This window comes from Nostoc paludosum FACHB-159, assembly GCF_014698835.1.
Lineage (GTDB): Bacteria > Cyanobacteriota > Cyanobacteriia > Cyanobacteriales > Nostocaceae > Nostoc > Nostoc paludosum.
The window spans coordinates 25,610-37,757 of the sequence record NZ_JACJTU010000037.1 but is presented as its reverse complement, the minus strand read 5'-3'; the positions used below and the strand labels follow the sequence as shown (position 1 = coordinate 37,757).

The following is a 12,148-nucleotide window of genomic DNA, read 5'->3' as shown; positions in this document are numbered from 1 at the left end:
ATAACTAATGACTAATAACTAATGACTAATAACTAATGACTAATGACTAATGACTAATGACTAATGACTAACAACAGCTTGTTCTAAAAATATTTGTCCGGATGGTTCATCGTAGCCGTATATCTCAGCGTAACGACCCCAATCAACAACGGTTTCTAATTGTTGCTCGGCTTCTTTGGGGCTAAAGTGAGTTTCTAGGATATCTAAAACTAATTCTTCAGGAATGCGTTGATTTTGTTTTGCTTCCAGAAGACGATAAATTTGTTGTACTAGGCGAATGTGAGTTAAGAGTTGCGCTCGCACAATTTGTTTTCGTTCATCAATACCGCCATTGATAAATTCTTGGGCGATTGGTTTTAAGCTAATATCGCCTTCTGCCAGTTCTACAAAATCCATTAATTTTGCAGCTTCTACAATTGGTAAAATATCATCTACTTCTAGTTGTAATTCTTGGGCAAGCCGATATAAATCTTTTTCTTGACGGTCTTCTAATAATTCCAATAAACCAGCAATTGAACCAATGCGTACAGCCGGTAAAGACTGATATCTCGCTTGTGGTGTTGCAGCTTGTACGGAGGGAGTTGCAGGTGTGTCAATTTTATCTAAATCTGGGTTAGTGATAATTGTATAAACTCGATCTACTAAGGCTTGAAAACTGGGATGTTTGCGATCGCGGTAGTGAGGTAAAGTTACAGGTAAGTCAGCACGGATTCTCCCAGGATTGCGTCCTAGAACAATAATGCGATCGGCCATAATCACCGCTTCTTCAATACCATGTGTAACAATGAGAACTGCTTTAGTGGGTATGCGTCGTTCTAACCACAAATCTAGTAACTCAAATCGCAAGTTTTCTGCTGTCAGCACGTCCAACGCCGAAAACGGCTCATCCATACATAACAGTTCCGGTTCTACCGCCAAAGCCCTAGCAAATCCCACACGCTGGCGCATTCCCCCAGAAAGTTCCTTAGGATAGGCGTTTTCAAATCCATCTAAACCAATAATATCAATCATCTTCAGGGCTTTTTGCCGTCTAGATTCTAGCGGTTCTCCCTTAGCTTTTAAACCCAGTTCCACATTCTCTAATACGCTTAACCAAGGATACAGAGCAAAGCTTTGAAAAACAATTGCTACCCCAGGATTTAATCCAACTAGAGGACGCTCATGATACAAAACTTCACCTTTACTGGGAGAGATTAATCCAGCAACTATCCGCATTAAAGTAGATTTTCCCGAACCAGAAGGCCCCAGCAATGCAACTATTTCCCCCGGACGTAGCTCAAGATTGATATTTTCCAAAATGACAATTTCCTGTCCGTTGGGTTGCTGGTAAGATTTTCTGACACTTTTGAGAGCAATCAGGTGTTCTGTTACTTTGTTCAATACCATGATTCTCCTTGTGAAGAAATAATTAAATAGAATCTCATGTTGAGGTTATCTTTCAGTTAACACCGATCTAACCCTTTCCTAGTTGTTTAGTCGTCTTTTAGCTTCTAATTAAACAAGGCGACATGGGGTGAAGATAGTTAAGTTATGAAAAAAGTTAGCGCAGAATTAATAGTCGATACTAAAGCCTATTGTGTCCCAAAATCGAGCAATCTATATTTATATAGGAATCCTATTTGATTTTTGCGAAGCTAGTATTCCTTTTTATCTGCTCCCCATTTCCCGTTCCCTCTCTCTACGAGCGATTCAGAAATCAAAACTGATTTGTATAAATGTACTATCTATAGGACTCACATTTGATTGCGTGAAAAAAATCAGTACATCCAGACAAGGCTTCTGTCCTACTCCCTACTCCCCATTCCCTACTCCCTGTCTACACAAATAAATTCTCCAAATCAAACAAACCGGATTCCTATATATCGCCTCAATTAGAAACGCCACAGAAAAAACATTTTCTTATCTTCGTGGATAACTTATCTTTCTTCACCCTCAAATCTGCTGGCAAACAGGAAACTCAATATTAGCGGTGTTGAGTTACTAAATTACCCATAACTCAATACCCTTGAGTTCAGGAAATTTATATATTCAGGCAGGGGAAGATAAACGAGCAATAATCAACTAATTCAAAACCATCTTTGCATTTCAATTCATGGGAGCCATTATGCAAGTTATAAAAGAAAAGACAGCTAAAGTTTTAAACAAATTTACCCAAAACTCTAATCTTAGTTTCCCATCTTCTAGTCCATCAGAGTTACAAAGCTTTTGCCAGCTACAAATTGAAAGTTTAACAAATAAATATTCTATTTATTGGGGTCGGATTGTCTACTACGATCCATCCATAGGAAACCATCAAGAAGTTAGCCATCAGCCCCAAAGTCAATATCTTTCACAAAAAACGTTAGCATATTTGAATTCAGAATCATGGCTAGTGGACTTTCCTCCAAGTTTTACACTTAATGAAATTGATATATCATCTTTTACATCATCAAGTTGTTATGTTTGCCCTTTAGGTTATAGAAATAGCAACCCTGAATATATTCTTATACTTGCTCGCCAACCTTTGCCTTTAAATTTGCAAGAGGAGGTAAAGCGAACTGCAATGTTAGTCAGCAAGTATTTAGATATTTACCTAGAAACACAACGGCAAAAAGCTGAAATTCAACTGCTTGAACACGTACTCCAACGCGCAGGACATCAGCTGCGGCAACCTTTAGGGATGATTGGTCTTTATGCAGAAAATTTATATCTGGAATTAACAGATACTCCTTGGCAAGAACAAGCTGCTATTATTCGTGAAACTATTCATGATTTAGATACTAATTTAACTGAATTGATTTATTGTAGCCAAAAGACGAAATTAAGAGTTGCTCCTCACGATTTAAAATCGTTGGTCGCTGAAAGTATTCAGGGATTAAAACCTTTAATTTTGCAAAAGAAGCTAAAAATAGCTTATTCAGAAACTTCTGATATATTACCAATGGATCGGTTGCAAATGAAGCAAGTTTTTGATAATTTATTGAGCAATGCCGTCCACTTCAGCCCAATTTCAGGAACTATTAATTGTAGTTGGCAAATCTTCCAAAGTGAAGTATTAATTCAGATTTCCGATAGAGGCCCAGGTCTATCTACAGATGACCTAAATAAAATATTTACTCCTTTTTATTCTCGTCGTTCGGGAGGTACAGGGCTTGGTTTAACTATTGCTAAAAAAATTGTTCTCGATCATCATGGAAGCCTTTGGGCAGCTAATTCGCCACAAGGCGGAGCGCAATTTTATATCAGCTTGCCTCGTTCTTATTAGAGCATCGAAAAGTAGGAAAAATAAACACTGACAAATTTTATAGGAGTGTCTTGCCATGACTATTAATCAAAAACTACCAGTTCTGCTTGTAGATGACAATAAACGCTTTCGTCAAGGAATACAAACTTTTATAAGTCATTATAGTAAAAAGGGACAGTTACCTTTAGAAGTTGTAGCTGAAGCTGCAACAACCGAGCAAGCTGTTAGCCTTGCTCATCAAAAACAACCAGCCTTGATTCTTCTGGATTTAGAATTAGCTTCCGGTAATGGTATTGCTACTCTCATTCGCCTCAAAGAAATGTCTTTTCTGGGTAAAGTTTTAGTTTTGTCTGCTCACCAAGAAGACGATGCAATCTTTCAAGCAATGCAAGCTGGAGCCACAGGTTATGTATTTAAAAATCGCGTAGCTACTCAATTATGCGATGCGATCGCCACCGTACTCAAATCAGAAGTGTATTTACCGACAGAAGTTGCCAGCAGCTTTTTCCGTAAATTCTGGGCTGATGCGGATGCTGTCGTGCAAACACGCCAAAAACTCAATCTCACAGAACGAGAACAAGAAGTTCTGCACTGGTTAGTCAAAGGTGATTCTAATGAAGAAATCGCTAAACGTTTATTTATTACGGTAGCGACTGTCAAAGCTCACTTAACAAAGATTTTTGAAAAATTGCAAGTTACAAGTCGGACGCAAGCTGTTATTACTGCTTTCAAGTTTGGTTTAATTCAAGCTTAAGCTTCAACAAAGGAAGGGGGAGTGGTGATACCGAGTTGTGTTCAAAAATATTAGTTTGGGCAAGCAGGGGGAGCAGGGGAGAAATACTACATTTGATTGCAAATTGGTATGAGTAGGAAGTCTTTATCTTTTTTTGAGGAGTATTTCATGTGTCTGTAACTGAGCCTGTTTATAAAGAATACTTTTGTTCTCGTAATACGCCCCTATCATGCGATCGCCTCGAGCAAACACTCAAAGAGTTTCCCAAAGCTAAATTTTGTTTAGAATGTGGTTTTCCTGCTCTTTTACCTGAAAAAGCTGAGATTAAAGGTAGCCGAGGTACTTATCAAATCACTCGCTTTCTCGGCTCTAGAGGTATGGGGCGTTTGTATTTAGGAATCCAACTAAGTAATAACGAACCTGTTGTTATTAAAGAATATCTGCTACCCAATCATTCGTTTAATTCCGAAGAAGCAAATCAACGCCAAGATACTTTCACACGTGTGGCTGGGGTGAGTCCAGCAGATGGTAGAGTGCAAGACTTTCGCTTAATTAGCCCTTGGGAAGCGATCGCCGATCCCTTAGCACAACGCTGTTACACTGTTACTTTAGGTAATTTAGAAGCCTCTCAAACTTTAAGCGAGTACCTTACACAAAAAGGTGCTATGACTGCTTATCAAGTACGCGAGGTACTAAACCAAGCCTTACAAACATTACAGTTTCTCCATACTCAAAAACTACGACTTGTTTCAGGCCAAATTCAGCAGGGTTTGGTTCATGGAAATCTGAGTTTAAATAGTTTTTTAATTGTCCCAAACAATCAGCAGAACTCTACTATATATCTTTGCGATTTGGCTCTTTGGGAAGATTTATTTACCCCACCGTCTATTTTCCAACGCGGAATTATTAATCCTATACAGGACTTAGAAGATGTAGGACGAGTTGCTTTTTATCTTTGGACAGGGCGATCGCAAAATCTCAACCCCAGAGATGAAAAGCAATGGCCTGATTCAGATCCAGACTTAAAGAATTTTATTTATCGCTTACTAGGAATAGAACTGCCTTTCAAGAATGCTGAAACTGCTCGGCAAGCTTTACTACAACTTCCTCAAGAAAATCAGGCGCTGAGTTTAACAACAGTAATTACACCAGATGGAAAAGACAAAAGTTTCCGAAGAATCATATTTTTATTATTAGCACTTTTTACTTTCTTACTTTTTGGAGGAGGAATATTTTTTTTCTTGATGCGTGGCTCAGCAATACAGGATGATACGGGCGAATTTTATCATCTTGTTCCTACTTTCTCTGACGTTAACGGTGTACCTCCAGGAAATTTTATTTACACTAGCGAGCAAAATGGAACATGGAGTAATATTTTAAAGTTTCGTCCCACAAGTGATAGTAGTTTAGAAGATTTATTGACGCATCCTAAAGCAGATGTTAATGCTCAATTCAACTATCAGCCTGTATCTTCAACTAATATACAAACTGCTAGTCAATCTCTAGAAGAATTAACGACAGGTAAAGCTCAGTTTGCGATAACTAGCTTAGTCGATGATGTTAGCAATAACTTTAGCGATCGCCAGGTTGCTTATGATGGTTTACTTGTGTATGTAGCCTTTAGTAAAAAAGACCAAAATCTTCCCAAAGCTCTTAACGGACAAATTAGCCTAGAGCAACTACGCCAAATTTATACAGGTGAAATTAATAATTGGCAACAACTTGGCGGCCCGAATTTACCCATCAAACCATACGCACCTACAGAACCGGAAGCAGTACGTCAATTTGAAAAAATAGTATTAAAAGACGACCCCCAACAAATTGCTTTATACCAAGCAAAAGTCACTACACAACCCACCGAACAAACTCAGCAGCAAATCATCACTGCATTTGATACAGGACAGGTTGGTATTATTAGTTATGGAATTCTCAGCAAAACTTGGAATCAATGTGCGGGCTATCCCTTAGCTCTAGTAGATGGAAATAAACCTGCTAGTCAAGTTCTCTTTCGCCTCAACGGTATACCAATCAGCCCCTCAGACAATATATGTGATAAAAACAACCATTTGGATGTCCAAACTTTTGTTTCTGGAAGCTATCCATTAGCTTATCCTCTCGTTGTTGTGTATCCAAAAGATAACTCTTTGCCTCCTGCTGGGAGTAAATTCGCTGATATATTAACTACTCGCCAAGGTCAATGTTTGCTTGGCAAAGCAGGAGTCGTTCCTTTAAAACCTATACCCGATAAATACTTAATTTCCAATGACTGTAAATCGTTGTCCTAACCCAAATTGCGAGTATTTTAACCGTACTTTACCCAATAATGTTAAGGTTTGCCCTATGTGCGGCACATCTTTGGGTAATGTAGTTGTCTCTACTCCAACTGCTGATAACCAGCCTGCTTCAGTCGAGCAACCTGCTGTTATTCAAGCCTCCACTTCTTCACTATCACCTCTAATATCTTCCCCTCGACCAAATCTCAGGCTAATTCATACCTCTGGAAAAGAATTTCTGCTGTTAGGAGAAGATGGTTACATTGGTAGACGAAATTTTACCAACAAATATACGCCAGAAATTGACCTAACTGGTATTGCCAATGAGAAAGTGCTTTCTCGCTCCCATGCAAAAATTTACTGGGATAAGTCTCAAAACGCATATATGTTAATTGATAATCAAAGCCGGAATGGCACTTATTTAAACGGTAATTTTCTTACTCGCGGTACTCCTTACCGCCTCAATCACAATGATTCATTAGAATTCGGTCAAGAAAAGCTGATATGTTTTACAGTTAATTTAACTTAAAAATAGTAAGTACACCAAATACAAAATTATCTGTTTTTACCTTTGGCTAATTCCAATTTATCTATTGCATAAATACACTAAAAATATCAGATTGACCCACTTAAGGACATATAGATTTTCTTAACAAAGATGAAAAATACTAATACAATCTTCAAGAATGAAATACCTAAACTAGAAGACTACATCAATAACCCTTGGCTATTGAAACAACTTAGCGATCGCGTTTACGAAATTTTTCTAGAAGATATGCATCATCAGCAAGAACGTATTACAAATTATTGTAGAGAAAGGAGATTATAATGTTTCAAAATTCTAATATAGATGATAAATATACTCAACATAGTTTAAATTTTGTCACTTCCAATCATTTCTATATAGAAATAGATAGCTCGATAATGGCATCTTTCACTGAATGCTCGGGGCCAAGCGTACAAATTGAGAAACAAATTTACCACGAAGGAGGCGTGAATAATCAACAACGTGTTTTCTTAGGCCATACAACTTTTTCAGATATAACTTTTAAAAGAGGAATTACAAACGATCGAAGTTTTTTTAATTGGTTATGTGAAATATTTGATGAGCAGCAAGAAACTACTCGTTGTAATGTGAATATTCTTGTCTTCAATCAAGCCGGCGACATCATGCAAAGCTGGACACTCATTGGTGCTATTCCCACAGCCTGGAAAGCATCTGATTTTCAAGCTGATGGAAGCAGCGTTGCTATAGAAGAATTAACTATGTCGTTTGAAGGTTTAAGCGTTGGACAAGATGCAGGAGGCGGTAATCGCACAACACGTAATGAAAAACAATTCTTCCCTAGCTCGTAACTCTTCACTTAATTAACATCCTTAATTGGTAATACTTATGCAAATTACTAAACCTCCACTTGGGATTCAATCTCCTTTATTTCCATCTAGTCTTTTAATACATACAAAACCTTTGCTTCCGTCTTTATTGTTAAACCGAATACATCCTTTGACTTCTGCTCAAGGATCGACTTTAAGTTTCTTTGAATCTACTTCAATGAATGGCTTATTAGAAATATTGCCAGTATCTACAAGTAGTTCATTGATAAAAGAAGAAACTAATATTCCACAAAATATATATGAAGCATCTACAATAAATGAAAATAAAAATTTTGTAGCTCAAGTTAATACTAGTAGTTTTAATCAAGATTCTAGAAATTTTGCTAGTTCTCCCAAAAAACAATCCCAGCCCAATACAAAAAAATCCAATACGAAAAAATCTAAATCTAAAAAAATAGCAAAAGCTACTCCTAAAAATCTAGAACATACAAGTATAGTCAATATTTCTGCTAATACTAAAGCATCCAATCAAGCATCCCTGACAATTGCATCTAAATCAGAAGATTTAAAAGCCGATCGCAGTTCTGATATATCACTACCAGAAATCAACTCAGACACAGTACAACAACTATCTACACAGAATAACCCCGTTGAATTAGTCAACACCACAATTGAACCTACGAGTGTATCTGTTGATAAAACCCTCGTACAAAAAACATCAAGACGCAAAAAAGTTTCACCAATATCAGCGGTGTCTGTTGATGAGACTGAGATGACAACGCCACAGTCAATCTCTCATCTCCAGAATTTGAACAACGCATCATTGCAAAATCAGCAACCTCAAACAACAAAATCAATAGGATCTACTGCTGAGACTGAGACGGTAGCGCCACAGTCGGTATCTCAAACTCAAAGGAGCGATCGCATTATTGAAACTTCATCTCCTCAAACAAAAAACTCTCCTGCTGAAACTGAGATGACAGTACCACAACCAATATCTCATCCTCAAACATTGGAGAGCGATCGCATTATTGAAACTTCATCTCCTCTAACAAAAATATCTCCTGCTGAAACTGAGATAATAGCACCACAGTCAGTATCTTATCCTCAAATATTGGGGAGCGATCGCACTAGTGAAATCTCATCTCCTCAAACAAAAACATCTCCTGCTGAAACTGAGATGATAGCACCACAGTCAGTATCTCATCGTCAAACATTGGAGAGCGATCGCATTTTTGAAACTTCATCTCCTCAAACAAAAAACTCTCCTGCTGAAACTGAGATGACAGTACCACAGTCAGTATCTCATCCTCAAATATTAGAGAGCGATCGCACTAATGAAATCTCATCTCCTCAAACAAAAATATCTCCTGCTGAAACTGAGATGATAGCACCACAGTCAGTATCTCATCCTCAAACATTGGAGAGCGAACGCATTTTTGAAACTTCATCTCCTCTAACAAAAACATCTCCTGTTGAAACTGAGATGATAGCACCACAGTCAGTATCTTATTCTCAAACATTGGGGAGCGATCGCATTTTTGAAACTTCATCTCCTCAAACAAAAATATCTCCTGTTGAAACTGAGATGATAGCAGCACAGTCAGTATCTTATTCTCAAACATTGGAAAGCGATCGCATTTTTGAAACTTCATCTCCTCTAACAAAAACATCTCCTGTTGAAACTGAGATGATAGCACCACAGTCAGTATCTTATTCTCAAACATTGGAGAGCGATCGCACTAGTGAAATCTCATCTCCTCAAACAAAAATATCTCCTGTTGCACAGTCAGTATCTCATCCTCAAAAGTTGGAGAGCGATCGCATTTTTGAAACTTCATCTCCTCAAACAGAAATATCTCCTGCTGAGACTGAGATGACAACGCCACAGTCAGTATCTCATCCTCAAATATTGGAGAGCGATTATACTAGTGAAATCTCATCTCCTCAAACAAAAATATCTCCTGTTGAAACTGAGATGACAGTACCACAGTCAGTATCTTATTCTCAAACATTGGAGAGCGATCGCACTAGTGAAATCTCATCTCCTCAAACAAAAAACTCTCCTGCTGAAACTGAGATAATAGCACCACAGTCAGTATCTTATTCTCAAACATTGGAGAGCGATCGCACTAGTGAAATCTCATCTCCTCAAACAAAAATATCTCCTGTTGCACAGTCAGTATCTCATCCTCAAAAGTTGGAGAGCGATCGCATTTTTGAAACTTCATCTCCTCTAACAAAAACATCTACTGTTGAAACTGGAATGACAGTATCACAGTCAGTATCTCATCCTCAAAAGTTGGAGAGCGAACGCATTTTTGAAACTTCATCTCCTCTAACAAAAACATCTCCTACTGAAACTGGAATGACAGTACCACAGTCAGTATCTCATCCTCAAAAGTTGGAGAGCGATCGCATTTTTGAAACTTCATCTCCTCTAACAAAAACATCTCCTGCTGAAACTGGAATGACAGTATCACAGTCAGTATCTCATCCTCAAAAGTTGGAGAGCGATCGCACTAATGAAATCTCATCTCCTCAAACAAAAATATCTCCTGCTGAAACTGAGACGATAGCACCACAGTCAGTATCTTATTCTCAAACATTGGAGAGCGATCGCATTTTTGAAACTTCATCTCCTCAAACAAAAATATCTCCTGCTGAGACTGAGATGACAGTACCACAGTCAGTATCTTATTCTCAAACATTGGAGAGCGATCGCACTTTTGAGACTTCATCCCAAAATATCCAGCCTCAAGTAATAACACCATCGCCTGCTCAGGATACTCCTACACAAGTAAATAAGCTAACTGAACATCCCAATACACGCAGTGACGTAACACAATCGCATACACCACTCATACAAACAGATACTCAACAACCATCTGTAAAATTGAACAGTTTCACTAATACCCCAGTAATAATTAAAACATCTTCAACACCTGAGATACAGCAATTAGATATTAGTGCAGACACTTCTACAGTTACCCAAAGCCAATCTAATGAACTAGTTGATAATAGTACGATAATTGCGAAAGAACCTTCTCAAATAGAAGTATCAAAAAATATGATATTTGATAGTCCATTACCACCTAAAGGCTATGCTACAGGCGGACAAGTTACAACTTCCAATAATTTAAATAAACAAAAGATAGCGCCGTCGGATACTGTACCTGCGATGCTTACTCCTGGTGAGTTTGTGGTTAATGCTGAAGATGCACAGAAAAACCTCACTTTGCTGAAGCACATCAACAGTAGTGGAACTTTAGCCAATTTAAGTTCTGATAAATTACCAGATAATTTCATCTCTAGAAAAATTACAACTCAAGTTAAAGCTTCAAAAGATAATTCAGTACAACGCCAGAATTCAGATATTGATTCAACAAAAAGTTTAGGTTCTTTAGTATCTTCTGCTTTAGGTTCCCAAACAAAAAGCCAGAGTATCTTAACTTTCGATTCTTTAAAACCAGATTCCAATCGTCAGGAAACAAATCAATCAAACCAAAGTTCAACTAATTATTCATTAACTCCTCTAATCTTTCGGAAAGCCGCTTCTACTACTAAATCATCGCTTCAAGAAGCTGCTTTACCTTCTCAATGGTCAAAAGAATTAATAAATAAAACAGAGAACTATAGAAATTCTCACATTTTCAATAAGTCTAGTTCCCATAATGAAGGATATCATAAACAGCATCCAGTAGCTTGTATCCCATCAACAACGCCCAAAATGTATGGTAATAATCTAATTCAATCTAAAAATATTCTTCAAAATGAAAATCTTCTTAATACTGATGTGATACCGAAAACGGAAATTATAGAAAATAATTCCTCAAAAACACTTCAAATAAATAATACTAACCCTGTCGAGTTTGAAAAACTTGCTCAGAGTGTCTATCAAGTTTTGCGCCGTCGCCTGGAAAATGAGCAAGAGCGCCACGGTATTTTTTCAGGTCGTTTGCCCTGGTAAATTTTTCTAAATTCAATTATTAGGAGTAATTATTCAATGGCTAGTTCGCAAATGCAAAATAATCAAACACAAAATAATCTTGTAAAAGCAAAGCTAGTTTGTGTAGATGACAGCACCAACACGATTGAATTTATGTTCAATCCCAAAGAAATTCATTTTTCAAGAGATAACAATTGGGAATATCAAATAGGTAATCGCGGAACTTCTCTATTACCTAAAGTTTATTTTGCAGGACTTAAACCTTTTACTTTTGAACTTCATAACCTGATATTTGATACATACGAAACTAAAAATTCAAGCCACCAAGGTAAAAAACCGTTAACTTATTATATTGACCTTCTAAAAAAATGTGTTACTCCTGTATCTAATGCTAATGAACGTCCACCAGTTTATTACTTACAATGGCAAGAAAAGTATTTTCATTGCGTTGTTACTAGATTATCTTATACTTTCACGATGTTTCACAGCGATGGTACACCTTTGCGAGCATTAGTAGACTTGGATTTATTAGAAGTCGATCCCTCTGATTCTCCTGGCGTAATTGAGCAAACGGCTTCCATTGGTGCAGACAGGAGAACAGGTCAATCTCAGAATTTAGCTCCCATAGAATAAAT

General features: G+C 37.5%; 9 protein-coding genes. 8 read left to right on the top strand and 1 reads right to left on the bottom strand.

Going from position 1 to position 12,148, the window contains the following annotated elements; all coding sequences use genetic code 11:
* Nucleotides 1–60 precede the first annotated feature (60 nt).
* Complete coding sequence (locus H6H03_RS28090; RefSeq protein WP_190958346.1) at nt 61–1,386, bottom strand: ABC transporter ATP-binding protein; 1,326 nt, start codon at nt 1,384–1,386, stop codon at nt 61–63.
* A 718-nt stretch (nt 1,387–2,104) separates the two neighbouring features.
* Between H6H03_RS28090 and H6H03_RS28085 the strand changes: the two genes are divergently transcribed.
* The 8 genes from H6H03_RS28085 to H6H03_RS28050 all read left to right on the top strand — a co-directional run bounded on the left by H6H03_RS28085 (nt 2,105) and on the right by H6H03_RS28050 (nt 12,146).
* The gene (locus H6H03_RS28085) at nt 2,105–3,244 is read left to right on the top strand and encodes a sensor histidine kinase (protein ID WP_190958345.1); all 1,140 of its coding nucleotides are present in this window, start codon (nt 2,105–2,107) and stop codon (nt 3,242–3,244) included.
* A gap of 55 nt (nt 3,245–3,299) precedes the next feature.
* Nucleotides 3,300–3,977: a LuxR C-terminal-related transcriptional regulator gene (locus H6H03_RS28080; protein WP_190958344.1), complete on the top strand. Its 678-nt coding sequence runs from the start codon at nt 3,300–3,302 to the stop codon at nt 3,975–3,977.
* A 149-nt stretch (nt 3,978–4,126) separates the two neighbouring features.
* Nucleotides 4,127–6,241, top strand: coding sequence for a substrate-binding domain-containing protein (locus tag H6H03_RS41830; RefSeq protein WP_190958343.1), 2,115 nt, complete (start codon nt 4,127–4,129; stop codon nt 6,239–6,241).
* A 55-nt stretch (nt 6,242–6,296) separates the two neighbouring features.
* Entirely contained in the window at nt 6,297–6,758 is a 462-nt protein-coding gene (locus H6H03_RS28070) for an FHA domain-containing protein (RefSeq protein ID WP_242058020.1), read from the top strand.
* 129 nt (nt 6,759–6,887) lie between these two features.
* Nucleotides 6,888–7,058 carry a hypothetical protein gene (locus H6H03_RS28065; protein ID WP_190958341.1) on the top strand — a complete coding sequence of 57 codons (171 nt, stop codon included), beginning with the start codon at nt 6,888–6,890 and terminating at the stop codon, nt 7,056–7,058.
* Entirely contained in the window at nt 7,058–7,585 is a 528-nt protein-coding gene (locus tag H6H03_RS28060) for a phage tail protein (RefSeq protein ID WP_190958340.1), read from the top strand. Before H6H03_RS28065 ends, H6H03_RS28060 begins: the two co-directional genes overlap by 1 nt.
* A gap of 196 nt (nt 7,586–7,781) precedes the next feature.
* On the top strand, nt 7,782–11,534 hold the full coding sequence (locus tag H6H03_RS28055) for a hypothetical protein (protein WP_190958339.1): 3,753 nt from the start codon (nt 7,782–7,784) through the stop codon (nt 11,532–11,534).
* Between the two features lie 36 nt (nt 11,535–11,570).
* On the top strand, nt 11,571–12,146 hold the full coding sequence (locus H6H03_RS28050) for a CIS tube protein (RefSeq protein WP_190958338.1): 576 nt from the start codon (nt 11,571–11,573) through the stop codon (nt 12,144–12,146).
* The last annotated feature ends 2 nt before the right edge of the window (nt 12,147–12,148 follow it).

Excerpts from the sequence above, each read along its gene's own strand:
- H6H03_RS28090 (WP_190958346.1), bottom strand. The coding sequence starts at position 1,386 with ATGGTATTGAACAAAGTAACAGAACACCTGATTGCTCTCAAAAGTGTC.
- H6H03_RS28080 (WP_190958344.1), top strand. The coding sequence starts at position 3,300 with ATGACTATTAATCAAAAACTACCAGTTCTGCTTGTAGATGACAATAAA.
- H6H03_RS28055 (WP_190958339.1), top strand. The coding sequence starts at position 7,782 with ATGAATGGCTTATTAGAAATATTGCCAGTATCTACAAGTAGTTCATTG.
- H6H03_RS28085 (WP_190958345.1), top strand. The coding sequence starts at position 2,105 with ATGCAAGTTATAAAAGAAAAGACAGCTAAAGTTTTAAACAAATTTACC.
- H6H03_RS28060 (WP_190958340.1), top strand. The coding sequence starts at position 7,058 with ATGTTTCAAAATTCTAATATAGATGATAAATATACTCAACATAGTTTA.
- H6H03_RS28070 (WP_242058020.1), top strand. The coding sequence starts at position 6,297 with ATGTGCGGCACATCTTTGGGTAATGTAGTTGTCTCTACTCCAACTGCT.
- H6H03_RS28050 (WP_190958338.1), top strand. The coding sequence starts at position 11,571 with ATGGCTAGTTCGCAAATGCAAAATAATCAAACACAAAATAATCTTGTA.
- H6H03_RS28065 (WP_190958341.1), top strand. The coding sequence starts at position 6,888 with ATGAAAAATACTAATACAATCTTCAAGAATGAAATACCTAAACTAGAA.